This is a genomic window from Simplicispira sp. 125 (assembly GCF_003096555.1).
Classification (GTDB): Bacteria; Pseudomonadota; Gammaproteobacteria; order Burkholderiales; family Burkholderiaceae_C; genus Simplicispira.
Genome location: NZ_QEKM01000001.1, coordinates 1,083,618 through 1,109,037, shown reverse-complemented (window position 1 = coordinate 1,109,037; position 25,420 = coordinate 1,083,618). Strand labels below are relative to the sequence as shown.

Below are 25,420 nucleotides of genomic sequence, written 5' to 3'. Positions count from 1 at the left end.
GTCCCTCTGCCCGCATCGCGCAGCGAGGCGAGAGCAGGGGGAAGGCGCGAAGCGACTCAGGAGGGTGTTGCATTTCATGTATCGGCCATGGACAGGGCGGATTCCATGTCTACCGCCACGATGCGCGAGACGCCCTGCTCCTGCATGGTCACGCCGATCAGTTGCTCGGCCATTTCCATGGCGATCTTGTTGTGGCTGATGAACAGGAACTGGGTGCCCTGCTTGCTCATGCTGGTCACCAGCTTGGCGTAGCGTTCGGTGTTGGCGTCGTCCAGCGGCGCGTCCACCTCGTCGAGCAGGCAGAACGGCGCCGGGTTGAGCTGGAAGATGGCGAACACCAGCGCAATGGCGGTGAGGGCTTTTTCGCCGCCCGAGAGCAGGTGGATGGTCTGGTTCTTTTTGCCCGGCGGCTGGGCCATGACCTGCACGCCCGAATCCAGAATTTCGTCGCCGGTGATGATGAGCCGCGCCTGCCCGCCGCCAAACAGCTCGGGGAACATGCGCCCGAAATGCTGGTTGACGGCGTCGAACGTGCTTGACAGCATGTCGCGCGTTTCGGCGTCGATCTTGCGGATGGCGTTCTCCAGCGTATTCATCGCTTCCGTCAGGTCGGCGGTCTGCGCATCCAGGAAGGTCTTGCGCTCGCTGGCGATGGCCAGTTCTTCCAGCGCGGCCAGGTTTACCGCGCCCAGCGCAGCAATCTCGCGGTGCAGGCGGTCGATGTCCGACTGCAAGCCGGACAGGCGCACCTTGCCATCGGCCACCGATTGGGCCACGGCCTCCAGGTCGGCCTGGGCGTCCTGCAACAGCGTGGTGTATTGCTCCAGCCCCAGGCGCGCCGCCTGTTCCTTGAGCTGCAGTTCGGTGATGCGCGCGCGCAGCGGGTCCATGGCGCGTTCGAGCTGCATGCGCCGCTCATCGCTGGCCCGCAACCGGGCGGTCAGGTCGTCGTACTGGTTGCGCTGCGCGGCCAGTTGCTTTTCGCGCTCCATCTTGAGCGCCAGCACGTCTTGCAGGCCGCCTTGCGCAGCGGCGTCGGACAGTCGTTCGAGTTCGCCCTGGGCGCGCTGGCGTTCATCCTGCAGGGCCCGGGCCTGGGTGTCGGCCGTGTCCAGCGTGCGCGCCAGCTCGGCGCGGCGGGCTTCCAGGCTGCGCTGCGAGAACGTGGCCTCTTGTGCCTGGCGCTCCAGGCTGCGCTGCTGTTCGCGGCTCTCGGCCAGCTTGCGCTCGGCCTCGATCACGCGGTCGCCCAGTTGGGCGTGGCGCTCCTGGTTGTCGGCCAGTTGCATGTCGAGTTCTTCAAAGCGTGCCTCGGCGGTCACGCGGCGCTCCTGCAGGTCGGCCAGCTGCGCCTCGACCTCGGCCAGATCGGCGCCAATCTGCTCGCTGCGCGCGCGCGTCTGCTCCACCAGTTGTGACAGGCGCAGGTGCTCGACCTGTAGCTCGTGCGTGCGGCCCTGGGCCTCGCTGGCTTCGCGGCGCACCGTGGTCAGGCGCTGCGCCGCGTCGGCGTAGCCCGATTCGGCGCGCACCAGCGCGGTGCGCGCTTCTTCACTGATCAGGGCCTGGGCGCGCAGCTCTTTTTCGAGATGCTCGATTTCCTGGGCGCGGGCCAGCAGGCCCGATTGTTCGGAATCCTGGGCATAAAAGCCCACGCTGTGCGCCGTCACCGCATGGCCGCCGGGCACAAAAATGGCTTCACCGGCCTGCAGCTGGCCGCGCCGGTTCAGGGCTTCGTCCAGGGTCTGGGCGGTGTAGCAGCCTTGCAGCCAGTCGGTCAGCACGGCGCGCAGGCCTGCATCTTCCAGGCGCAGCAGGTCGGCCAGGCGCGGCAGGCTGCCTGCCGGGGCAGGCACGGCAGCGGCCGGTGGGGTAAAAAACGCCAGCCGCGCTGGGGGGGCGTCGGCACCGGCGGCGCCGACAAAGCCGCGCACCATGTCCAGGCGCCCGACTTCCAGTGCGCTCAAACGCTCGCGCAGGGCGGCTTCCAGGGCATTTTCCCAGCCGGGCTCGATGTGGATGCGGCTCCACAGGCCCTGCAGGCCGTCTAGCCCATGCTTGGCCAGCCAGGGGCGCAGCTTGCCGTCGGTTTTGACCTTTTCCTGCAGCGCCTTGAGGGCCTCCATGCGCGCGGACAGGTCGGTCTGGCGCGCTGTTTCCTGGTTCACGGCCTGCTGGCGCTCGCGCCGCTCTTCGTCGAGCCGGGGCACGGTTTCCTGCAGTTCTTCCAGCCGGGCGGCGGTCAGTTCCTGCGCTTCCTGGGCTTCGTCGAGCTGGCTGCGCAGGTTGGCCAGGCGGGCCTCGTCTGGGGCGGCCAGGGCGTTGCGGTCGGCGCGCAGGCGCTCGAAACGGGTTTCAAACTGGCGGCTTTGTTCGTCGATGTTGCGCTGCTCGGCCGCCAGCACCTGGATTTGCTGCTGCACCTGCACCACGGCGCTGCGCTGCTCATTGGCGTGGTTCTGGCTTTGACGCAGGGCCTCTTCCAGATCGGGCAGGCGCATGGCTTGCTCTTCCACCTGCGCGGCGAGCAGTTCGGCCTTTTCTTCGGCGTCCACCCCGGCACCGGCCAGTCGTTCCAGCTCGGCATCGGCCTCCTCGCGGCGGGCCTGCCATTGCGCAATTTGCTCGGCCAGCTGGACCAGGCGCTGCTCCACGCGCTGGCGCCCTTCCACCACGTAACGGATCTCGGCCTCCAGGCGGCCCACTTCGGCCGTGGCTTCGTAAAGTTTGCCTTGCGCCTGGTTGACCTGGTCACCCGCGGCGTAATGCGCCTGGCGGATGGTCTCCAGCTCGGACTCGACATGGCGCAGGTCGGCCATACGCGCTTCCAGGTCGTTCACGGCCTGCAGGCCGTCCATGCGCACCTTGTCCTGCTCGGCCTCGGCGTCGGCGCGCTTCAAGAACCACTGCTGCTGCTGCTTGAGGGTGACGTCCGCCTGCAGCGCGTTGTAGCGCGCGGCCACCTCGGCCTGCTTTTCGAGCTTGTCGAGGTTGGCGTTCAGCTCGCGCAGAATGTCTTCCACCCGCGTGAGGTTTTCGCGCGTGTCGTGCAGGCGGTTTTCGGTCTCGCGCCTGCGCTCTTTGTATTTGGAGACGCCGGCCGCCTCTTCGAGGAACAGGCGCAGTTCTTCGGGGCGCGACTCGATGATGCGGCTGATGGTGCCCTGGCCAATGATGGCGTAGGCGCGCGGCCCCAGGCCCGTGCCCAGAAAAACGTCCTGCACGTCGCGCCGACGCACCGGCTGGTTGTTGATGTAGTAGCTGCTGCTGCCGTCGCGCGTCAGCACGCGCTTGACGGCGATCTCGCCATACTGGTTCCACTGGCCTCCGGCGCGGTGGTCGGCGTTGTCAAAAATCAGCTCCACACTGGAGCGGCTGGCAGGCTTGCGGGTGTTGGTGCCGTTAAAGATCACGTCCTGCATCGACTCGCCGCGCAGCTCGCTCGCCTTGGACTCGCCCAGCACCCAGCGCACCGCATCCATGATGTTGGACTTGCCGCAACCGTTGGGCCCCACCACGCCCACCAGTTGGCCAGGCAGCAGGAAGTTGGTCGGTTCAGCAAACGACTTGAAGCCGGAGAGTTTGATGGAGTTGAGACGCACGGATCACCCAGTAAGGCCAGCGCCGCGGGCACAAAGCCAGCGCCAGTCACGGCGCGGCCAACAGCCCTGTGGCAGCCAACCGACAAGCCGCCAATGTTACCCGAGCGCTGCACCGCAACTAGCTGTGCGCACCCCATGTGCGTGCTTGTAAAACTTGGAAACAACCAGTGCACGGTTGTTGCAGGCCACCAGGGCGGCCATTAGGCATGCCAGACTAGACGAACGACTCTGCAGGAAATCACTGTGACAGCACCCCCCTCACTTTCCCTGGACGCCGAACCGGTCTCTGAAACCCGTCCTGTCACAGCCCCACGGCACCTCATAGCAACCCCTGCCATAGTCGCTGCCAGCACGCTGGCGCTCGCTGCCTGCGGCGGGGGAAGCGATGGAGAGGCCAACCCGGACACCGGCGTTCCGGAGCCAGATGGCGCAGGGCCGTCTTTGCCTGACACCCGCAGCCTGGAAGAAACAGCACTCTTTCTGGGCCAGGCCACGCTGGGTGCCGGGCGGGCCGAAATCCAGGCGCTTGCGCGCCGCCCCCTGAACGACTGGCTGACCGAACAATTCGCGCTACCGCCTACGTCCAGCCATGTGGCCTGGCTCTATGCCAACGGCTACGACGCCGAAGAGTTCCGGTACAGCCAGCGCGGTATGGACAACACGGTCTGGCGGGCCTTTATCGGGGGCGCTGACGCCTTGCGCCAGCGGGTGGTGCTGGCCTTGTCGGAAATCTGTGTGGTTTCTGTTTTGGGGGTGGACAGCGCCTGGCGCCAGTTTGCGCTGGGCAACTATCTCGACATTTTGCAAACCCACGCTTTTGGCAATTACCGCCAATTGCTGGAGGCTCTGACGTTGAGCCCCGCAATGGGTTACTACCTCACCTACCGCGGCAACGCCAAGGCCAACCCCAAAACAGGCAGCCAGCCCGACGAAAACTACGCCCGCGAGTTGATGCAGCTTTTCACCATTGGCTTGGTGCAGTTGCAGGACGACGGTACCCCCGTCGTTCGCGGCGGCAACCCTGTGGAAACCTACCGCGGCGAAGATGTGAGCGGCCTGGCACGTGTCTTCACCGGGTGGGACCTTGATAGCACCGGCTTGTCCAAGCCCTACTCTCCGGAGCTGATGGTCCGGCCCATGGCACAAGTGCCTTCGCGCTACGAAACCGGTGCCAAACAGTTCCTAGGCGCCAACATTGCGGATGGCACCGAGGCCCGCGCCGCGTTGCGCACGGCACTCGACACGCTGTTTGCCCACCCCAACGTACCCCCCTTTGTGAGCCGCCAGCTCATCCAGCGGCTCGTTACCAGCAACCCCAGCGGCGCCTATGTGCGCCGGGTAGCGGCCGTGTTTGCCAACAACGGACAGGGCGTGCGGGGCGACTTGCGCGCCGTCGTGCGGGCGATCTTGTTGGACCCAACGGCTCGCAGCGCAACCCGCCTACAAGACCCATCGTGGGGCAAGCTGCGCGAACCCGTGCACCGCTTTGTGCACTGGGCGCGGGCTTTTGGTGCCACTTCGTCCGCCCAGGCCTGGGACGTGGGCGACTTGTCTGATCCTGGTTCACGCTTGGGCCAGAGCCCGCTGCGGTCGTCCTCGGTGTTCAATTTTTTCCGGCCGGGTTATGTGCCGCCCAATACGGCCCTGTCATCCCAGGGACTGGTAGCGCCGGAATTCCAGATCACCAACGAGTCCACCGTGGCGGGCTATGTGAACTTCATGCAACGTGCCGTAGCGAGCAAAAACGTGGGCGACTTGCGCCTGGAATACGGCAGTTTGTTGGGCCTGGCGCCTGACGGCGCCGCATTGGTGGCCGAGCTGCAAGTGGTCCTGGCCGGCGGCCAGCTTTCGGCCGCCACGGTGGCCACGGTGGTGGCCGCCGTCAATGCCATGCCCACCAAGGTCGGCGCCGACCTGCAAAACCGCGTGTACGCCGCGCTGACCCTGGTGCTGGCAGCGCCCGACTACATCGTTCAGAAATGAGACCGCCCATGCACGCACCCCACCCGTTTGACCCCGACAGTGCATCGCGCCGGGCCTTTCTGCGCCGTGGCGGCGCCTTGTCTCTGGCGGCCAGCGCCGCGCCCTGGGCGTTGACCCTTTCCGCCATCAGCGACGCGGCGGCCCAAAGCGCCCCCGACTACAAGGCGCTGGTCTGCGTTTTTCTGCAAGGGGGCAACGACCACTGGAACACGCTGGTGCCCTACGACACCACGCACCACGCGCTCTACCAGGGGTTGCGCAGCAACATCGCCTACAGCCGCGATGCCCTGGCGCCCTGCGTTCTGCAACCCACAACCGCTGCCACCGATGGCCGCCAGTTTGCCCTGGCGCCTACGCTGTCAGCGGGGCTGCTGCCCTTGTTCAACCAAGGCCATCTGGCGGTGCTGCACAACGTGGGCACGCTGGCCCAGCCCACCACCAAGGCGCAGTACATGGCGCGCTCGGTGCCGCTGCCCCCCAAGCTTTTTTCGCACAACGACCAGCAGTCGTACTGGCAGGCGTCCTCGGCCGAGGGCGCCGTGCGGGGCTGGGGCGGGCGGCTGGGTGACCTGGCCGTCGCCAGCAATGGCATCTCCACCTTCACGTGCATTAACGTCTCCGGCAATGCGGTGTTTCTGTCGGGCGACACGGCCATTCCCTACCAAGTAACGACCAGCGGACCCGTGCCTGTCACCGGCATCAAGAGTCCGCTTTTTGGCTCCAGCGCGGCATCCCAGGCGCTGCGCCAACTCATGACGGCATCGTCACCGCACTGGCTGGCCAACGAGCATGCCCGGATTGCACAGCGCAGCATCCAGTCGGGCGAATTACTCACCAGTGCACTGGCTGGCACGCCCGTGCCCACGCCCTTCCCCACGGGCAACCGGCTGGCCGACCAGTTGGCGCTGGTGGCTCGCATGATCGCTGCACGCCAACAATTGGGCGCCAAACGGCAGGTGTTTTTTGTTTCGATTGGTGGGTTCGACACGCACGACAACCAGTTGGGCGTTCACCCGGGCCTGCTGGGCCAGGTAGGCAACGCACTGGCCGCGTTCTACCGCGCTACCGAAGTGCTGGGCATCGCCTCGCAGGTCACCGCCTTCACGGCATCCGACTTTGGCCGCACGCTGGTCAGCAACAACGACGGATCTGACCATGGTTGGGGTGCGGCGCAGTTTGTGCTGGGCGGCGCGGTGCAAGGAGGCCGTTTTGTGGGGCCTGCGCCCCTGCCCGCCAACAACGGCCCCGACGATGTGGGCCAGGGGCGCCTCCTGCCCGCCCTGGCGGTTGAGCAATATGCCGGAACGCTGGCACGCTGGTTTGGTGTGTCCGCATCCGATCTGCCCCTGGTGCTGCCCCGATTGAGCCAGTTCACTGAAAAGGACCTGGGCTTCATGGTGGCATGACAAATTTTTAAGCAAAAACAGCTTAAAACGCTTTATGGTAAAGCGCTAATAGCTATTATTTTTATAGCTTTTCAATGGTACAAAAAACAGGCCCTACCCGGCCCGCGCCTGCACCACCGGGTACGGTGCCAGCGTGCTGCGACGCTCGTCAACGGCCACCTCGCGGCCCATGGGCGGGAAGGCGCGTTGCGGGCAGTCGGTGCGCTCACACACCTTGCAGCCCATGCCGATGGGCACGGCGGCGGCCGGGTCGGTCAGGTTCAGCCCCTGGGCATACACCCAGCGCGGCGCGTGCTGGATGTCGCAGCCCAGTGCCACCGCGTGCAGCTTGCCCGGTGCGCCCCAGGCACCGCCGCTGTGCTGCACGGTGCGCGCCACCCACAGATAGGTGCGCCCGTCGGGCATGCGCGCCAGTTGCGTGACGATGCGCCCGGGCTGGGCAAAGGCCTCGTACACATTCCACAAAGGGCACGTGCCACCCACGCGCGAGAAGTGGAAATGCGTGGCCGACTGGCGTTTGGAGATGTTGCCCGCCCGGTCCACCCGAATAAAGATGAACGGCACGCCGCGCGCCTGGGGCCGCTGCAACATCGACAAGCGGTGGCACACCGCCTCGAAACCGACGCCAAAGCGCTGCCCCAGCCGCTCGATGTCGTAGCGCTCGGCCTCAGCGGCCTGCAGGAAGGCGGTGTAAGGCATGAGCAGCGCACCCGCAAAGTAATTTGCCAGGCCAATGCGCGCCAGCTGGCGCGCCTGCGGGCTCGACAGGCGAGCGTCCTGGGCCAGGCGCTGCAGAACGGGCTCCATTTCCAGAAACGCCAGCTGCGTTGCCAGCTGAAAATTGCGTTGGCCCGGCTCCAGCAGGCTGGCCAGATAGAGCACGCCGACCGCCGGGTCGTACAGGCGCTGGGCGCCCCCGGCCAGTACGGGCGCATCGGGGCCCGACGTGACGACACGTACGCTGTGTGCCTGCGCTAGCCGCTGCACCAGGGCCGCTTCGGCACGGCGCGGCTCCAGCTGCCACTGCGCAGCGCAGCGCTCGGCCGCATCGTCCAGCTCGGCCATGTGGTTGTGGTGGGCAAAAAAGTAGTCGCGTACCTCTTCATAGGCCATGGGCGGCAGCGCCGCCCCGCCCTGCGTGCCGCGCTCATCGCCCAGGCGCTCGGACAAGGCCTCGATGCGCTCGAGCGCCTGCCGGTGGCGGGTGTGCAAGCCCATCAGCGTGCGTGCCACGGCGGGCATGCTGGCCGCCAGCTCGCGGATTTCAGCCATCGACACCTGGGTGGCCGTGCCCGCAATCCCCCCCGCACCCACGGGTGCAGTGCTGGGCGGCTGGTCGGCCAGCACATCGCACAAGCCAGCCACCAGGCGGGCCTCTTCGTCGTCCGAGAAGCGCTGCACGTCCACACCCAGTTCGGCGTTGATCTTGAGCAGCACCGGCACCGTCATGGGCCGCTGGTTCTGCTCGATCTGGTTCAGGTAGCTGGCCGAAAGCCCCAGCGCACGCGCCAGAGCCACCTGGGTCATTCCGCGCTCTTCGCGCAGGCGGCGCAACTGCACGCCCATGAAAGTTTTTCGCATTGTTTTTCTCGTCTTGAAATTCGCAACATTCGCAAATAACGCCACAAAACTTCGCATTCATTCGCCAATTCAGTCCTTCTGCAGTGCAGATGGTTTGCGTACATTGCGAATCATGCACCAAACCACCCCTCCTTCGCCGGTGCTTGCGCCGGTTTTGCACTTCACCGAAATGGTGCTGCCGCCACTGTCCAACCACTACGGCACGCTGTTTGCGGGCCAAGCCCTGGCGCTGATGAGCAAGGCCGCTTTTGTAACGGCCAGCCGCCACGCCGGGCACGACGTGGTGATGGCGCGCTGCAGCCAGGTTGATTTTTTGGCCCCCGTGCCCCAAGGACGCGCGCTGGAGCTATCAAGCCAGGTGGTGCGCAGCGGGCGCAGCTCGATGAGCGTGCAGGTCATCGGCCTGATGCCGCCGCAACGACCGCACACAGAGCCGGTCGAGGTGCTGCGCGGCATGTTCGAGATGGTCTGCGTCGATGCACAAGGCCGCCCGCAGCCGCTTGCGCACTGATTTCCTTCCTTCATTTCTATCCAGGAGACACCATGAGCGAAACACTGAGCCCCACCTTCAAACCGAAAAAATCCGTCGCCCTGTCCGGCGTGACTGCGGGCAACACCGCCCTGTGCACCGTCGGCAAGACCGGCAACGACCTGCATTACCGGGGTTACGACATCCTGGACATGGCCGATGTGTGCGAGTTTGAAGAAATCGCGCACCTGCTGGTACACGGCAAGCTGCCCACGCCCGCCGAGCTGCGCGCCTACAAAGCCAAGCTCAAGGCCCTGCGCGGCCTGCCCGCCAGCGTGAAAGAAGCGCTGGAGCACCTGCCCGCCAGCAGCCACCCGATGGACGTGGTGCGCACCGGCGTATCGACCCTGGGCTGCGTGCTGCCCGAAAAAGACGACCACAACACCCCTGGCGCGCGCGACATTGCCGACCGCCTGCTGGCATCGCTGGGTTCGATGCTGCTGTATTGGTACCACTGGAGCACGCAGGGCAAGCGCATCGCGGTCGAGACCGACGACGACTCGATTGGCGCGCACTTTCTGCACCTGCTGCACGGCAAGGCGCCGCCGCCCGAATGGGAGCGCGCCATGCACACCTCGCTCAACCTGTACGCCGAGCACGAATTCAACGCCAGCACCTTTGCCTGCCGCGTGATTGCCGGCACCGGCTCGGACCTGTATTCGTGCATCACCGGCGGCATTGGCGCGCTGCGCGGCCCCAAGCACGGCGGCGCCAACGAGGTGGCGTTCGAAATCCAGAAGCGCTACGACAGCCCCTGCGAAGCCGAAGCCGACATCCGTCGCCGCGTCGAGGCCAAAGAGGTGGTGATTGGCTTTGGCCACCCGGTCTACACCGTAAGCGACCCGCGCAACGAGGTCATCAAGCGTGTGGCGCGCCAGCTCTCGGGCAGCGCCAGCAACACCAAGATGTACGACATTGCCGAGCGGCTGGAGGCCGTGATGTGGGACGCCAAGCAGATGTTCCCCAACCTGGACTGGTTCAGCGCCGTCAGCTACCACCTGATGGGTGTGCCGACCGCCATGTTCACGCCGCTGTTTGTGGTGGCCCGCACCAGCGGCTGGGCGGCACACGCCATCGAGCAGCGCATCGACAACAAAATCATCCGCCCCAGCGCAAACTACACCGGCCCCGACGACAAGGTGTTCGTGCCTTTGAGCGAGCGCCAGTAACAATCCATCCGCTTGCCCCCAGCCGCCCCATGATGAACACCCAACACCGCAAACCCCTGCCCGGCACCGCGCTGGACTACTTCGACGCCCGCGACGCCGTCGAGGCCATCGCCCCCGGCGCCTACGCCAAGCTGCCCTACACGGCGCGCGTCCATGCAGAAAACCTGGTGCGCCGCTGCGACCCGGCCACGCTCACCGCCTCGCTCCAGCAACTGATAGAGCGCAAGAGGGATCTGGACTTTCCGTGGTTTCCGGCGCGCGTGGTGTGCCACGACATCCTGGGGCAGACGGCGCTGGTCGATCTGGCCGGCCTGCGCGACGCCATTGCCGAGCGCGGCGGCGACCCGGCGCAGGTCAACCCGGTGGTGCCCACGCAGCTCATCGTGGACCATTCGCTGGCGGTGGAATTTGCCGGCTTCGACCCTGACGCTTTCGCCAAGAACCGCGCCGTGGAAGACCGCCGCAACGAAGACCGCTTCCACTTCATCGAGTGGTGCAAAACCGCCTTCAAAAACGTCGAGGTGATCCCGCCGGGGAACGGGATCATGCACCAGATCAACCTCGAAAGAATGTCTCCGGTGGTGCATTCGCGCGATGGCGTGGCCTTCCCCGACACGCTGGTCGGCACCGACAGCCACACGCCGCATGTCGATGCGCTGGGCGTGATTGCCATTGGCGTAGGCGGTCTGGAGGCCGAGAGCGTGATGCTGGGGCGCGCCTCGTGGATGCGCTTGCCCGACATCGTCGGCGTCGAGCTGACCGGCCAGCCCCAGCCCGGTATCACCGCCACCGACGTGGTGCTGGCGCTGACCGAATACCTGCGCCAACAAAAGGTGGTGGGCGCCTACCTCGAATTTTTCGGCGCCGGCGCCAGCGCCCTGACGCTGGGCGACCGCGCCACCATCTCCAACATGACGCCCGAGTTTGGCGCCACGGCGGCGATGTTCTACATCGACCAGCAAACCATCGACTACCTGCGCCTGACCGGCCGCGACGACGCGCAGGTCAGGCTGGTCGAAACCTATGCCAAGCGCACCGGCCTGTGGGCCGACGCGCTGGCGACCGCCGAATACGAGCGCGTGCTGCGCTTTGATTTGTCCAGCGTGGTGCGCAACATGGCCGGGCCGTCCAACCCGCACAAACGCCTGCCTACCGCTGACCTGACCGCACGCGGCATTGCCGGCCCGGTCAAGCTGCAAATGGCCCGCGACCAAGAGGCCGAGGGCCTGATGCCCGACGGCGCCGTCATCATTGCCGCCATCACCAGCTGCACCAACACCAGCAACCCGCGCAACGTCATCGCAGCGGCTCTGCTGGCGCGCAACGCCAATGCACGGGGCTTGGCGCGCAAGCCCTGGGTCAAAACCTCGCTGGCACCCGGCTCGAAAGCGGTCGAGCTGTATTTGCAAGACGCCGGTTTGCTGAAAGAGCTGGAGCAGCTGGGCTTTGGCATCGTCGGCTTTGCCTGCACCACCTGCAACGGCATGAGCGGCGCGCTCGACCCCGCCATCCAGCAAGAAATCATTGACCGGGGCCTCTACGCCACCGCCGTGCTGTCGGGCAACCGCAACTTCGACGGGCGCATCCACCCGTACGCCCAGCAGGCATTCTTGGCCTCGCCGCCGCTGGTGGTGGCCTACGCCATTGCCGGCACCATCCGCTTTGACATTGAAAAAGACGTGCTCAGCATGGACCAGAGCGGCCAGCCGGTCACGCTCAAAGACCTCTGGCCCAGCGACGCAGAGATCGACGCCGTGGTGGCGCACAGCGTCAAGCCGGCGCATTTTCGCCAGGTGTACGAGCCGATGTTCAAGCTCGGCGTTGTGACCGGCAACCACATCGACCCGCTCTACGACTGGCGCCCGCAAAGCACCTACATCCGCCGCCCGCCCTATTGGGAAGGCGCGCTGGCGGGAGAGCGCACGCTGCAGGGCCTGCGCCCGCTGGCCGTGCTGCCCGACAACATCACCACCGACCACCTTTCGCCGTCGAACGCCATTTTGTTGGACAGCGCAGCGGGCGAATACCTGCACAAAATGGGCCTGCCCGAGGAAGACTTCAACTCGTATGCCACGCACCGGGGCGACCACCTGACGGCCCAGCGCGCCACCTTTGCCAACCCGCAGCTCATCAACGAGATGGCCGTGGTCGATGGCCAGGTGCAAAAAGGCTCGCTCACCCGCATCGAACCCGAGGGCCAGGTGGTGCGCATGTGGGAGGCGATCGAGACCTATATGCAGCGCCGCCAGCCGCTCATCATCATTGCCGGCGCCGACTACGGCCAGGGCAGCTCGCGCGACTGGGCCGCCAAAGGCGTGCGCCTGGCGGGCGTCGAAGCCATCGCCGCCGAGGGCTTTGAGCGCATCCACCGCACCAACCTGGTCGGCATGGGCGTGCTGCCGCTGCAATTCCAACCCGGCACCACGCGCCACACGCTGCAGATCGACGGCAGTGAAGTGTTTGACGTGCGCGGCCAGCGCACCCCCGGCGCCACGCTGGCGCTGGTCATCGCGCGCAAGAATGGTGAACAGGTCGAGGTGCCGGTGACCTGCCGCCTCGACACCGCCGAAGAAGTGTCGATCTACGCCGCTGGCGGCGTGCTGCAGCGCTTTGCGCAAGACTTTCTGGCGCAGAACGGACAAGAGAATAATGAGCCAAATAAGGCTCTAACCCAGGCGTGACAAGCGCTGGCAGCTATCAAATCCGCATGCCAACTGCCGCCCCCGTGTTGCTCCCGCTCCCACAGCGCGCACACGAGCAACGCAGGCATTAAGGTCGGGCGCAGGCATGCGGGTCAGACCACGGTTTCGTGCAGCGTAATCAGGTTCCTGCCTCAGACAGCGCACGCGAGCGACGCAGGCAGTGGGGTCGGATCACGATTTCGCAAAGCGAAACTCGTGCTCTGACCCCGATGCCGGAACGCAGGGCACGGCGGTGAATATGTTGACTGCTTGACCCCAGTTGTTCTCAACAGGATCAGATCGAACGGCAATCAAAAACAGCACATTCACAACAAAATTAGCCTCTAGCCCAATACCCACAAGCGCTAGCAGCTATCAAATTCGAAAAACCCAATCCCCGCCACCCCATGACCCGCTTCGCCCCCCAAATCAAAATCCCCGCCACCTATATGCGCGGCGGCACCAGCAAGGGCGTGTTCTTCCGCCTGCAAGACCTGCCAGAAGCCGCCCGCCAGCCCGGCGCCGTGCGCGATGCCCTCCTGCTGCGCGTGCTCGGCAGCCCCGACCCCTATGGCAAGCAGATCGACGGCCTGGGCAACGCCTCGTCCAGCACCAGCAAGGCCGTGATCCTGAGCCAAAGCACCCGCCCCGGCCACGACGTGGACTACCTGTTTGGCCAAGTCAGCATCGACCGGCCTTTGGTGGACTGGAGCGGCAACTGCGGCAACCTCTCAGCAGCAGTCGGCCCCTGCGCCATCCACATGGGCCTGATCGACGCCGCGCGCATCCCGCAGAGCGGCATGGCAACCGTGCGCATCTGGCAGGCCAACATCGGCAAAACCATCGTCGCCCACGTGCCCATCACCGACGGCCAGGTGCAGGAAACGGGCGACTTTGAACTCGACGGCGTGGCCTTTGCCGCCGCCGAGGTGCAGCTCGAATTCATCCACCCCGCCGCCGAAGGCGCTCTGTTCCCGACCGGCAACGTGGTGGACACGCTCGAAGTGCCCGCGTCCGTGGTGCCGGGCGGCGCGCTGCAGGTGACGATGGTTAACGCCGGCATCCCGACCATCTTCGTCAACGCCGCCGACCTGGGCTACACCGGCACCGAGCTGCAAGGCGCCATCAACGGCGACCCGCAGGCCCTCGCCCGCTTCGAGGCCATCCGCGCCCACGGCGCCGTGCGCATGGGGCTCATAGCGCACACCGGCCACGCCGCCGCCCTCCAGCACACGCCCAAGGTGGCGTTCGTGGCGCCGCCGGCCAATTACGCCGCGTCCAGCGGCAAAACCGTGCGCGCCGCTGATGTGGATTTGCTGGTGCGCGCCCTGTCCATGGGCCAACTGCACCACGCCATGATGGGCACCGCCGCCGTCGCCATCGGCGCCGCTGCCGCCATTCCGGGAACGCTGGTGAACCAGGCGGCTGGGGGTGGCACCCGCACCGCCGTGCGTTTTGGCCACCCCTCGGGGACGCTGCGCGTGGGCGCCGAGGCAGAGCAGGTCAACGGCCAGTGGCAAGTCACCAAAGCCCTGATGGGCCGCAGCGCGCGGGTTTTGATGGAAGGGTGGGTGCGGGTGCCGGGGGAGGTTTTGGAGGGGGTGAGCGGGTGACGCGGTGCCGTTGTGCGGCTGCGGCAGGCGTTGAGTATTTTTATATGAAATACCCCTGAAACGCTTGATAGACGTGCGCTAGCAGCTATCAAAAATGATGTGCACAAAAAGCAGAAGGCGCTGGAATTTTTTATTCCAGCGCCTTTAGCTACGCAACGAATTTATCTGAGGCCCAGAGCCTGACTGAGCTTCTGCTCGCGGCCAGGAGTCGCCGCTAGAGGTAAAAAGAAGCGGGTACTCAGCGTCTGAATTCCTAGGCCTGCCGTGGTAGGTCCGGTGGAGTGATGGGTTATGCCTAAGCACTTCTCACTACAGCCAACGCATCTGGCCAAGTCGTATTCGCTTCTATATGCTTTCGAATGAGCGCCCTATTAGACGCAATTATTCCGGGCCAGCGGCTGCTCCACGACTTGTATGCATGCCATGAGTAACCAATGTAGAGTTCCTTTCTCATACTCTTCATGGAACGACACGCAGCCTCCAAATAAATCTGCTCTATTGATGTGCCCTTCAATTCAAGAATGCTAGATAAATAGGCCAGCCATCTAGCCAGATGCTCGTATTGAACCCAGGCCCCACTTTCTTGAGTAAGCTCTGTCTTTGATCTTATTATGTCTCCAAGCGCTTTCACTACACGGGAGTCATTTATGCTAACGCCGATCGCAGCAAGAGACGATACGATTTCAAAGAAAGAGTTCTCAATTTTTAGGTAGTCTTTTTTGAAGCTAAGATTTTCAAAAACCACCTTCCGAATGTTATCGATAGACTTAGCGAAACGTTTTTCAGCCTCTGGCAGGGCAGCGTTGAGCGACTTAAAGAAGTCATGCACTTCTATTCTGTCGAGAACCCGAATGCCGTAACAGTGAGCGTAATAGTCCTTGATATGCTGGTCAACCTTAGATCGAGATATTAGAAAAATATTCGACCCAATTACATGACTTCTCGAGAATCCCTTGTAGTCGCTGATAATCGCTTTTAAGTTATTATCCCCAAGGGAATACCCAATAATAACGACGGTGTTCTCGTGGAGAACGGTACTCAATTTTCTCGAAAAATACGATTCGCTATTTATGAAGCGGAAGTAATCGTCGGATGTCACGACCATGTTTTCGTATGAGTCAATCGACCCGTGAACATGGTAGATCTTCACTCTGGATTGTGATCGAGGGATGGGTAGCCCCGGCGTCAGCGAGTGGCAGTCGGCTTCACCTGAAAGGTCTTCGATAAGCTTGTCATAGTTTGTAGTGGCGACCTTAAACGTTCTTTTTGACAGGAAATCCTGAACGGCAGAGTTATCACCTTTAAGGGTGAGTGCACGAATTCTGGCGGCAATCTCTTCGTGAATATTCTTATCGACCTTAGATAGCTCGATGGCAATTACTTGGGCCGCTTCCTCAAGACTGAGGACATTTTTTTCACCTGGAGGGAAAAGCGCAGCTTTGAGGCTTGCAGGCTCTGGCGTCAGATCACAGATTGACTCCAGTAGTCCTTGCCAACTTGGGGCCTCATTGTCGGTCACCGCCTTTGAGAATCCCGTTCCAGTGAAAAGGCAAAGCTTCCCGGATACTGTCGCATAGGCGATTTCAAAATATTCACTCACAGAAGAAACTCCAGGGCATAACTTAATATAGACCGCATAAACGCGCAGGCCATCTCTGACGCCTGCGGTCTAAATTGGCGGTACGAAGACTTAAAAATGGCTTATAGCCTAGATCTGCGGCAAGCATGCTATATGCAAATATAGTAATAAATTCAACCTTGAAAACCGCCTTTCATCCTGGGTTAGACGCCACACAGTCACCGATTAGAGTCCGTGAGTTAATTTATTACAAACACTATAGCTTGCGCACCGAGCAGACCTATGTGTACTGGGTGCGAGTGTTATGAAATGGCTGGTTTGTGGCATCCGCGAGACATAGGATGGTAGGAGGTCGAGGGTTTTCTGGCCATGCAGCCCAATGAGCGATGGGTAGCCGCTGGCACGCACAACCAAGTGGCATCGAGGATGCCTCCAGCCCAGAGATTCTTGGTGTCTTGCTTAATGACAGCTTTGCGGCTTTTATCTGAATGGCGGCTCTGGGTCGAAGGCCCTCATCCACAACGCACATACAGTGCACAACCACTTCAGCGAGCAGCCTCATTCTCCTACCCCTTCATCCTCCGCCACAACGTAGCCCGGCTGATCCCCAAAACCTCGCAAGCCTGCCGCTGGTCGCCGTTGACGGACTCCAGCACCTCTTGCACCCGCTGCTGTTCGGCGCGGCGGCGGGTTTCTTTCAATGGCATTGGGCGGGCGGCGGCGGGCGCGGCCACAGGCAACGGCTCGGCGCATTCCGGAAAAACTTCCAACAGCCGCGCCGCATCCACCGCGCCTTGCGCACCGCACACATAGCCCTGGCAGGCCAGCACCCGCTCTACCCAGTTTTCCAGTTCGCGCACGTTGCCGGGCCAGGTGTGGCCCTGGGCGCGCTGTAGCACGGCGGCCAGCAGCGTGTGGATGGCAGCGGCAGGCGGCGGCGCATCGGTGGGCGCATCCGCAGCGGCATTCAGGCGCCGCTGCAGCAGGGCCTGGGCCAGGTGGGCGACGTCTTGCGGGCTGCGCTCGCGCAGGGCGGGCGTGGCCAGGCGCAGCACGGCCAGGCGGTAATACAGGTCGCGGCGAAACAGGCTTTTTTCGACCTGCGCGCCCAGGTCGGCGTGGGTGGCGGCGATCACGCGCACATCGACCGGCACGGGCGTGGTCGCGCCCACGCGCAGCACTTCGCGCTCTTGCAGCACGCGCAGCAGGCGCGATTGCAGGGCCAGCGGCATGTCGCCGATTTCGTCCAGGAACAGGGTGCCGGTGTGCGCCGCTTCGATCAGCCCGGTCTTGCCACCCCGGCGCGCGCCGGTGAAGGCGCCTTCTTCGTAGCCGAACAGTTCGCTCTCCAGCAGGCTTTCGCCTAAAGCGGCGCAGTTGACGGCCAGAAAGGGCTGCAAGGCGCGGCGGCTGGCACGATGGATGCCCTGGGCCACCAGCTCTTTGCCGGTGCCGCTCTCGCCCAGGATAAGCACGGTGGCGTCGCTCCCCGCGCACTGGTGCGCCAGCGCGCGCAGGCGCTGCATGGCGGGGCTGTCGCCCACGCAGTCGGCTATGCGCCAGCGCACGCCCGCGCTGCGCTGGCGCTGGTTGGCGCGCAGGTGGCGGTCGGCGTTCTGGATGACCTGCGGGTCGCGGCAGACCAGCAGCGCGCCGGTGAGCACGCCGTTTTCCACGATGGGGGCGCGGCGCACGACCTGGGTGCGCGTGGCCAGTTGCACCACGTCTTCGCTGCTTTGTTGGTGGCGCAGGGTGCCGGCCATGTCCAGCTGCGGGGCCACGGCGCCCAGCGTGCGGCCGTGCAACTGCTCGGCCGGCGTGCCCAGCAGGGCCGCCATGGCCGGGTTCAGCGCCTGGATGCGCTGCGCGCAGTCCACGGCCACCACGCCGTCTTGCAGCTGGCCCAGGATGGTCTGCAGCCGCTGGTGGCGCGCGCGCTCGGCCAGGCGCTGGCGCGCCAGCAGCACGCCCTCTTGCAGCGCCTGCTGAACGGCGGCGTCTGAATAGAGCAGCACGCTGGCCATGCCGGCCTCTTCGGCCAGGTCGGCCACCAGCCCCGGCGCCACCACGGCGCCGATGCCGGCGGCTTGCATGGCCTGCACGCAGGCGGCGGCGTCTTCGGGCCCGTGGTAGCTGAACTGGGCAATGCCGGCGCCAAACTGGGCGTCGAACTGGGCCAGCTGCTCGGACGGCGCGCCAAACGTGACCAGCGCCACGCGCGGCGACAGCGCACGGGCACGCGCCAGCGCCCCCAGCAGATCAAAGCCGCGCACCTCGACCATGGCGACGGGAATGTCCACGCGCTCGCGCATCCAGGCGCCGCTGGCCCCGGCCACGACCAGCGTATCGATGGGCGCGCGTGCGTGCAGGGCCCGCACGGCGTCCACGGCGGTGTCGAACGAGGCGCTGATGTGTTCGATATGCGCCTGGCCGGCGAAGAGCTCGGCCACGCGCTCCAGCACCCGGCCGATGCGGTGGCGGCCGACGGTAACGATGCGGGGCAAGGCAAGGGCGGAGGAATGCGCGGTCGCTTCAATCATGCAATGCATTATTTCAATTTTGAAACACCGCGAAAAGAAAATTGAGAAAAGCAAAGTACTCAGGTGCCAAAAACCTTTGCTTCATAAGCACTTGCGCATCGCAACGCTAACGGGAGGTGCTTGGCACAAGGATTGCAATAGTTCGTACGCGCCTGTGCCACAGGCCTTCACACCAATTGAGACAAGGACATTGCATGACCAGCACCCAACAACAACTCAAGGCCCTGGCCAACGCGCGCCGTGGCGTCATCGTGCCCGGCGCGTTCAACGCCCTTTCTGCCCGCGTGGTGGCCGACCTGGGGTATGAGGCGATCTACGTCACTGGCGCCGGGGTGACCAACATGTGGTTCGGCCTGCCCGACCAGGCGTTCATGGGCCTCACGGACATTGCCGACCACACCGCCCGCATCCACGACGCCGTGGAGCTGCCGCTGATCGTGGACGCCGACACCGGCTTTGGCAACGCGCTCAACACCTACCACGCCGTGCGCACGCTTGAGCGCGCCGGGGCCGATTGCATCCAGCTCGAAGACCAGGTTTCACCGAAGCGCTGCGGGCATTTCAACGGCAAGGAAGTCCTATCGGCCGCCGAGATGGTCGGCAAAATCAAGGCGGCTACCGATGCCCGGCGCAATGGCGACACCCTCATCATGGCCCGCACCGATGCCTGCGCCATGCATGGTTTCGAGGCTGCGGTGGAGCGCGCCCAGCGCTACAGCGAAGCCGGCGCCGACATTCTGTTCGTGGAAGCCGTCACCACCGAGAGCGAAATCCGCGCCCTGCCCCAGCGCCTGGACAAGCCCCAGCTGATGAATATGGTGATCGGCGGCAAAACACCCCTCTTCGGCGCTGACGAGCTGGGCGGCCTGGGCTATGGCCTGGTGTTGTACGCCAACGCCGCCCTGCAAGCCGCTGTGGCCGGCATGCAAAAAGCGCTGACGGTGCTGCGCGACACCCACAGCCTGCGTGAAGACCCCGCCCTGGTCACGCCGTTTGCCGAACGCCAGCGCCTGGTGGGCAAACCTGGGTGGGATGCGCTAGAAGAAAAATACCGGTAAAACAGCCTTAAAAGCCCACCAGTGAAGCGCTATATGCTATTAATTAAATAGTATTCGTGTGTGCATGCTTCGTTGCTGCGCGCGGCGTGCCCTTGGTTCTGTAGGGCGCATGGCCAGGGCTTTTGGCCTTGGAAAGCATGGATGGAGCCATCACGGCACAATGGTTTGCATCCATGCCTACTGCAAGCTCCGACCGCCCACTTCACTCCATGCACAGTATTTCTTCGCTGAATGTTGTCAACTTGCTGCTGGACGCCGTGTGCATGGTGCAGGCCGACAGCCGCATCGTGTTTGTCAGCCCCGCATTCGAGCGCATCTTTGGCTACGCACCGGCCGAAGTGGTGGGGCGCCGCATGCTCGACCTGGTGCATCCGGATGACCGGGCCGTCACCCAGAGCCAGGCGCAAAACATCATGGAAGGCGACCTGCAATTGCAGTTCGAGAACCGCTATGTGCGCAAGGATGGCTCCATCGCACACATCAGCTGGACGGCGCGCTGGCTCCCCGACCGGCAACTGCGGCTGGCCGTGGCGCATGACATCACCGAGCGCAAATTAAGCGAATCCAAGCAGGCAGCGATCTACGCCATCTCGGAGATTGCGCACACAGCGAAAAGTCTGGAGTCGCTGTACGAAGGCATCCACCAGGCCATCGGGCAATTGCTGAGCGCCGCCCACTTCTCGGTGGTGCTGTACGACCAGGCCAGCAACACGCTGTGCTACGCCTACCATGCCAATACGCAGCTGGCCGCGCCGGGCACCATTGCATTGAAAGACGACGCATTGTGTGCCGAGGTGGTGCGCACAGGCCGCACTGTTTTGCTCACCCCCGCCAACCGCCACACCTTGCCTGCACCGCAGAGTGATGCCCTTTACTGGCTGGGCGTGCCCTTGCGCACCGACAGTGGGACCCTTGGGATTCTGGTACTGGAAAGCTATACCGAAAACGGCTCGTACACCGAGAAGGAAAAGGAGCTGCTGCAGTTCATCTCCACCCAGGTGGCGGCAGCCATCGAGCGCAAGCAGATGCACGAACGCCTGCTGCACATGGCGCAGCACGACATGCTCACCCATCTGCCCAACCGCGCCCTGCTGCTCGACCGCCTGCACACCGCGTTGGCCCGTGCGCGGCGCGATGGCACGATGGTGTCGCTGTTGTTTGTGGATCTCGACCGCTTCAAGCGCGTGAACGACAGCCTGGGCCACGCCATGGGCGACCGGCTGCTGCAACAGGTGGCACAGCGCCTGCAAGCCTGCGTACGCGCCGCAGACACCGTGGCGCGCTTGGGCGGAGACGAGTTTGTCGTGCTGCTCGAAAACGGCCGCACGTCCCGCCATGCAGCGAAGGTGGCGAGCAAAATCCTGGAAGCCTTCCAGCAGCCTTTTTCCTTGAAGGACGAGTCACTGCACATGCAAACCAGCATTGGCGTGGCCGTGTACCCCGAGCACGGCACGGACGTCGCTGAACTGTTGAACCATGCCGACCGCACCATGTACCGCTCCAAGCACAATGGCGGCAACCAGGTCCAGACGGAAACAGCCCCTGGCATAGCGTCCCGTTTCAGCGCCTGACCTGCGTTCTCGCAGAGCCGAACTTTTTTTACCTGCCCCAACCGCCTGTTGCCTGATGTACGCCACCCTCAAACTGATTCACCTGCTGTCCATCGTCGTGTGGATCGGCGGCATGGTATTTGCCCATTTCTTTTTGCGCCCTGCGGCCCAGGCGCTGGAGCCCCCCGTTCGCCTTGCGCTGATGTGCAGCGTGCTGCAGCGCTTTTTTGCCGCCGTGCTGGTCGCCGTGGTGCTGACGCTGGGCACCGGGCTGTGGATGATCGGCCGTGTAGCGCGCGAGGCATCGCAGATCGGTGGCCCCTTCACCATGCCGATATCGTGGACCATCATGGCCACGCTGGGGCTGGTGATGATAGGCATCTTCGGCCATATCCGTTTTGCGCTCTTCAAGCGCCTGCAGCGCGCTGTTGCTGCAGAAAACTGGGCGGCAGGCGGCCAGGCCATGGCGGCCATTCGCACCGGAGTGACCGTCAACCTCGTGCTGGGTTTCGCGGTCATCGCGGCTACCGTGCTGCTGGTCTGATCCACAGGTTTCGCCGATCCACGGAACCGCACCTGATTTCGTTACGGCTCGACTTGGCTGCAGCCACGGCCAAATCACCAACGCAAGCCGCCAAGACCTTTGCGCGCAGCGTTCGAATCGCTCTGCCACACCAACTCTTCACTGGACGGGCCTTCGGGCCCCAATAGCCCTCTTTTCCCAGATGTTTTTGAGATGTTTGTCGCGCCAATAATTGTCTAGTCAACTATATTCGCGGGTATGCCTTCTGCTCCCGTTTGCGCGCGCGCCCCGTTCTATAACCCCACCGATCTGTCTCCCGAAGACAGCGTGGGCTATCTCATGCGCAAGGTGCTGTCGTCGATCCGCACCCAGGCCGACGGGCAACTGGCCACGCACGACCTGACTTATGCGCAGTGGCTCCCGCTGTACAAGATTTCGCGCTGCAAAGACACCACGGTGGCCAGCCTGGCCCGCGACCTGGAAAACGACCCCGCCGCCATGACCCGTGCCCTGGACCGCCTGGAAACCAAGGGCCTGGTCGTGCGCGAGCGCTCCACCACCGACCGTCGCGTGGTGCAGCTTGCGCTCACCGCCGAAGGACAGAAGGTGGCTGCGCAGGTGCCGGCCGTGCTGTCGGATGTGCTCAACGGCCACCTCAGCGATTTCACCCGCGACGAATGGCAAACACTGCTGGGCCTGCTGCGCCGCATGCAATCCAACGGCGAAGCGCTGCGCCAAAGTGCAGACCGCCAACCCTGATTCACCCCCTCTCCTCCCCCATGCCGTTCACCACATTACCCCAGTGCAGCCCCGCACCGCTGCGCAGCAGCCTGCTGGCCAGCGCTTTGGCCGCCGCCCTGTTTGCCAGCGGCTGCGCCAGCCCCGGCCCCAGCCATGCACCCCTGGCCCAAACCACGCCCGAAGCCGTAGGGCTGAACGCCGCAGCCGACACACCCGCAGCGCCAGCGCAGTGGTGGTCGGTGCTGGGGGACACCCGACTCGACGCACTGGTCGCGCAGGCCCTGCAAGGCAGCCCCAGCCTGGCCATCAGCCGCGCCCGGCTAGAGCAGGCCGTGGCACTGAGCCAGGTGCGCGAAGCGGCCAATGGGCCGCAGGCCACGCTGGGGCTGGATGCCACGCGCCAGCGCTACACCGCCCATGGGCTGGTTCCCGCTCCGGTCGCGGGCAACACCTACAACAGCGGCAACCTGCAGGCATCGTTGTCGTGGGCGCCCGACTTCTTTGGCCAGCACGCCGCCGAATTGCAAGCCGCCCTGGGCCAGGCCCGCGCCGCCCAGGCCGATGCGGCCGCCGCTGCCAACCTGCTGGCCACCCAGGTAGCGCGCAGCTATGTGGCGCTGGCCCGGCTGGTAGCGCAGCGCGACGTGGCCCAGCGTGCCCTGGCGCAGCGGGAAGAACAGCAAAAGCTGACGCACGAGCGCGTTTCCGCCGGGCTGGACAGCCAGGTCGAACTGACCCAGGCCCAGGCGGCCGTGCCCGATGCGCGCACCCAGATCGAGGCATTGGAAGAACAAATCACCCTCGCACGCCGCCAACTGGCCGTGCTCAGTGCCCAGGCGCCCGATGCGCTGGCCACGCTGGCGCCCCGGCTGGCCGCACTGCAGCCCCTCACCGTGCCCGACACGCTGGGCGCCGACCTGCTGGGCCGCCGCCCTGATGTCGTGGCCGCCCGCTGGCGCGTGGAAGCCGCCACCCAAGGCGTGCACAGCGCGCGCAGCGAGTTCTACCCCAACATCAACATCGGCGCCTTTATTGGCTTGAACGCGCTGGGGCTCGACAGTCTGTTCAACGCTGGCTCGCGTCAGATGGGTGTGAGCCCTGCCCTGCGCCTGCCCCTTTTTGACGGCGGCCGCCTGCGCGCGCAACTGGGCGGACGCCAGGCCGAACAGGACGCCGCCATTGCGCAATACAACAGCGCCGTGCTTGAAGCCGTCAAAGAAGCGGGCGACGCGCTGGCCTCGGTGCAGTCGCTCACCCGCCAGCAGGCCCTGCAGCGCGAAACCGCCGCCAGCGCCGAAAAAGCCTACGGCTTTGCCCAGGAACGCTACCGCGCAGGCCTGGGCAGCTACCTGTTGGTGCTGAGCACCGAAAGCCAGGTCCTGGCCCAACGCCGCCTGGCCGTGGACCTGCGTGCCCGCCAGATCGACACGCAATTGCAGTTGATGAAAGCGCTGGGCGGCGGCTGGACCGACGACACGGCCACCTTGCACACTGCAGCGCACTGACACCGCCGCGCTACCCAACACCCCGCACAGACCGAACCCCCGAAAGACCCCGCCATGAGCGCACCCCTGACCGCCACCGAAGCCAACACCGCCCGCCGCCGTGGCCTGACCCTGATCGCCGTGGCCGTAGCCTTGGCTGGCGCCGCCTGGGGCGGCTGGCACTGGTTCAACGGCCGCCACTTTGAATCGACCGACAACGCCTACGTCGCGGGCAACGTGGTGCAGATCACTCCGCAAATGGGCGGCACCGTGGTGTCCATTGGTGCCGACGACACCGACTTTGTGCACGCCGGCCAGATGCTGGTATCGCTGGACCCGGCCGACGCCCGTGTAGCGCTGGACCAGGCAGAGGCACAACTGGCGCAAACCGTGCGCGAGGTGCGCACCCTGTTTGCCAACAACTCCACCCTGCAAGCGCAGGTCAGCCTGCGCAAAGCCGACCTGGCCCGTGCCCAGGCCGACGCAGCCCGGCTGCAAGACGACGTGAACCGCCGCGCCCCCTTGATGGCCAGCGGCGCCGTGGGCAAGGAAGAGTTCCAGCACGCCAACGCCCAGCTGACCGCCGCCCGCAGCAGCGTGGCGGCCGCCCAATCGGCCGTGCTGGCCGCGCAAGAACAACTGGCCGCCAGCCAGACGCAGACCGAGGGCGTATCGATCGAGCAGCACCCGAACGTGCAGCGTGCCTCGGCCCGCGTGCGCGAAGCCTACCTGGCCGTGCAGCGCGCCCAACTGGTGGCCCCGCTCGACGGCTATGTCGCCAAGCGCGGCGTGCAGGTGGGCCAGCGTGTGCAAGCCGGTGCCCCGATGATGACGCTGGTGGCACTGAACGACTTGTGGGTGGACGCCAATTTCAAGGAAAGCCAGCTGCAAAACCTGCGCATCGGCCAAAGCGCCGATCTGGAGGCCGATGTGTACGGCGACAAGGTGATTTACCACGGCCGCATTGCCGGCCTGGGCGCCGGAACCGGCGCGGCCTTTGCCCTGCTACCCGCGCAAAACGCCACCGGCAACTGGATCAAGGTGGTGCAGCGCGTTCCCGTGCGCGTGGCGCTCGACCCCAAAGAACTGGCCGAGCACCCGCTGCGCGTGGGCCTGTCGATGGTCGTCAAGGTGGACATTGCCGACCAAAGCGGCAAGACCCTCTCCGACACGCCGCGCACCGCGCCTGTGGCATCCACCACCGTGTTTGACGCCCAGCTCCAGGCGGCAGACGCCGAGGTAGCGAACATCATTGCGGCCAACCTGGGCGGCCGCAAGGCGGCCATGGCCTCGCCCGGCGCAGCCCGCACGGCGCGCGCCCACGGAACGGCCCATGCGGCCGCGCCAGTGCACGCGCCCGTGGTGCGTTAAGCCAGGATTT

At 64.7% G+C, this 25,420-nt stretch carries 16 protein-coding genes; 12 read left to right on the top strand and 4 right to left on the bottom strand.

Annotated features, from left to right (window positions below):
- Positions 1–74: 74 nt before the first annotated feature.
- Positions 75–3,602: a chromosome segregation protein SMC gene (smc, locus tag C8D04_RS05050; RefSeq protein ID WP_116003876.1), complete on the bottom strand. Its 3,528-nt coding sequence runs from the start codon at positions 3,600–3,602 to the stop codon at positions 75–77.
- Positions 3,603–3,845: 243 nt separating this feature from the next.
- Between smc and C8D04_RS05045 the strand changes: the two genes are divergently transcribed.
- Positions 3,846–5,585 carry a DUF1800 domain-containing protein gene (locus C8D04_RS05045; protein ID WP_233521111.1) on the top strand — a complete coding sequence of 580 codons (1,740 nt, stop codon included), beginning with the start codon at positions 3,846–3,848 and terminating at the stop codon, positions 5,583–5,585.
- An 8-nt stretch (positions 5,586–5,593) separates the two neighbouring features.
- Positions 5,594–6,991, top strand: a complete 1,398-nt coding sequence (locus C8D04_RS05040) for a DUF1501 domain-containing protein (RefSeq protein ID WP_116003875.1) — start codon at positions 5,594–5,596, stop codon at positions 6,989–6,991.
- Positions 6,992–7,084: 93 nt separating this feature from the next.
- Here C8D04_RS05040 and C8D04_RS05035 read toward each other — a convergent pair whose 3' ends face one another.
- Positions 7,085–8,572: a short-chain fatty acyl-CoA regulator family protein gene (locus C8D04_RS05035; RefSeq protein WP_116003874.1), complete on the bottom strand. Its 1,488-nt coding sequence runs from the start codon at positions 8,570–8,572 to the stop codon at positions 7,085–7,087.
- 112 nt (positions 8,573–8,684) lie between these two features.
- On the opposite strand from C8D04_RS05035, the gene C8D04_RS05030 reads away from it, so the two are divergent.
- From C8D04_RS05030 to prpF, 4 genes are all read left to right on the top strand, one after another.
- A complete protein-coding gene (locus C8D04_RS05030) occupies positions 8,685–9,083 on the top strand; it encodes an acyl-CoA thioesterase (RefSeq protein WP_116003873.1) in 399 nt (132 codons plus the stop codon).
- 32 nt (positions 9,084–9,115) lie between these two features.
- Positions 9,116–10,270: a 2-methylcitrate synthase gene (gene prpC, locus C8D04_RS05025; RefSeq protein ID WP_116003872.1), complete on the top strand. Its 1,155-nt coding sequence runs from the start codon at positions 9,116–9,118 to the stop codon at positions 10,268–10,270.
- A gap of 32 nt (positions 10,271–10,302) precedes the next feature.
- On the top strand, positions 10,303–12,951 hold the full coding sequence (acnD, locus tag C8D04_RS05020; RefSeq protein ID WP_116006021.1) for a Fe/S-dependent 2-methylisocitrate dehydratase AcnD: 2,649 nt from the start codon (positions 10,303–10,305) through the stop codon (positions 12,949–12,951).
- 407 nt (positions 12,952–13,358) lie between these two features.
- Positions 13,359–14,564: a 2-methylaconitate cis-trans isomerase PrpF gene (gene prpF / locus C8D04_RS05015; RefSeq protein ID WP_116003871.1), complete on the top strand. Its 1,206-nt coding sequence runs from the start codon at positions 13,359–13,361 to the stop codon at positions 14,562–14,564.
- Between the two features lie 295 nt (positions 14,565–14,859).
- Here the strand turns inward: prpF and C8D04_RS05010 are convergent, their stop codons facing one another.
- Together C8D04_RS05010 and prpR are read right to left on the bottom strand one after the other, a co-directional pair.
- Entirely contained in the window at positions 14,860–16,164 is a 1,305-nt protein-coding gene (locus C8D04_RS05010) for an SIR2 family protein (protein WP_116003870.1), read from the bottom strand.
- A gap of 545 nt (positions 16,165–16,709) precedes the next feature.
- Positions 16,710–18,683, bottom strand: coding sequence for a propionate catabolism operon regulatory protein PrpR (gene prpR, locus C8D04_RS05000; protein ID WP_116003869.1), 1,974 nt, complete (start codon positions 18,681–18,683; stop codon positions 16,710–16,712).
- Positions 18,684–18,877: 194 nt separating this feature from the next.
- On the opposite strand from prpR, the gene C8D04_RS04995 reads away from it, so the two are divergent.
- The 6 genes from C8D04_RS04995 to C8D04_RS04970 all read left to right on the top strand — a co-directional run bounded on the left by C8D04_RS04995 (position 18,878) and on the right by C8D04_RS04970 (position 25,410).
- Positions 18,878–19,741, top strand: coding sequence for an isocitrate lyase/PEP mutase family protein (locus C8D04_RS04995; RefSeq protein ID WP_116003868.1), 864 nt, complete (start codon positions 18,878–18,880; stop codon positions 19,739–19,741).
- A gap of 209 nt (positions 19,742–19,950) precedes the next feature.
- Positions 19,951–21,312, top strand: a complete 1,362-nt coding sequence (locus C8D04_RS04990; RefSeq protein WP_116003867.1) for a GGDEF domain-containing protein — start codon at positions 19,951–19,953, stop codon at positions 21,310–21,312.
- Positions 21,313–21,364: 52 nt separating this feature from the next.
- A complete protein-coding gene (locus C8D04_RS04985; RefSeq protein WP_199563039.1) occupies positions 21,365–21,835 on the top strand; it encodes a CopD family protein in 471 nt (156 codons plus the stop codon).
- A 237-nt stretch (positions 21,836–22,072) separates the two neighbouring features.
- Positions 22,073–22,573, top strand: coding sequence for a MarR family transcriptional regulator (locus C8D04_RS04980; protein WP_116003865.1), 501 nt, complete (start codon positions 22,073–22,075; stop codon positions 22,571–22,573).
- Positions 22,574–22,593: 20 nt separating this feature from the next.
- Positions 22,594–24,060, top strand: a complete 1,467-nt coding sequence (locus C8D04_RS04975; RefSeq protein ID WP_116003864.1) for an efflux transporter outer membrane subunit — start codon at positions 22,594–22,596, stop codon at positions 24,058–24,060.
- A 54-nt stretch (positions 24,061–24,114) separates the two neighbouring features.
- A complete protein-coding gene (locus tag C8D04_RS04970; protein WP_116003863.1) occupies positions 24,115–25,410 on the top strand; it encodes an efflux RND transporter periplasmic adaptor subunit in 1,296 nt (431 codons plus the stop codon).
- The last annotated feature ends 10 nt before the right edge of the window (positions 25,411–25,420 follow it).

Coding starts and splice junctions, on each gene's coding strand:
- C8D04_RS05040 (WP_116003875.1), top strand. CDS start 5,594: ATGCACGCACCCCACCCGTTTGACCCCGACAGTGCATCGCGCCGGGCC.
- C8D04_RS05035 (WP_116003874.1), bottom strand. CDS start 8,572: ATGCGAAAAACTTTCATGGGCGTGCAGTTGCGCCGCCTGCGCGAAGAG.
- C8D04_RS05030 (WP_116003873.1), top strand. CDS start 8,685: ATGCACCAAACCACCCCTCCTTCGCCGGTGCTTGCGCCGGTTTTGCAC.
- prpC (WP_116003872.1), top strand. CDS start 9,116: ATGAGCGAAACACTGAGCCCCACCTTCAAACCGAAAAAATCCGTCGCC.
- acnD (WP_116006021.1), top strand. CDS start 10,303: ATGAACACCCAACACCGCAAACCCCTGCCCGGCACCGCGCTGGACTAC.
- prpF (WP_116003871.1), top strand. CDS start 13,359: ATGACCCGCTTCGCCCCCCAAATCAAAATCCCCGCCACCTATATGCGC.
- prpR (WP_116003869.1), bottom strand. CDS start 18,683: ATGATTGAAGCGACCGCGCATTCCTCCGCCCTTGCCTTGCCCCGCATC.
- C8D04_RS04995 (WP_116003868.1), top strand. CDS start 18,878: ATGACCAGCACCCAACAACAACTCAAGGCCCTGGCCAACGCGCGCCGT.
- C8D04_RS04990 (WP_116003867.1), top strand. CDS start 19,951: ATGCACAGTATTTCTTCGCTGAATGTTGTCAACTTGCTGCTGGACGCC.
- C8D04_RS04980 (WP_116003865.1), top strand. CDS start 22,073: ATGCCTTCTGCTCCCGTTTGCGCGCGCGCCCCGTTCTATAACCCCACC.
- C8D04_RS04975 (WP_116003864.1), top strand. CDS start 22,594: ATGCCGTTCACCACATTACCCCAGTGCAGCCCCGCACCGCTGCGCAGC.
- C8D04_RS04970 (WP_116003863.1), top strand. CDS start 24,115: ATGAGCGCACCCCTGACCGCCACCGAAGCCAACACCGCCCGCCGCCGT.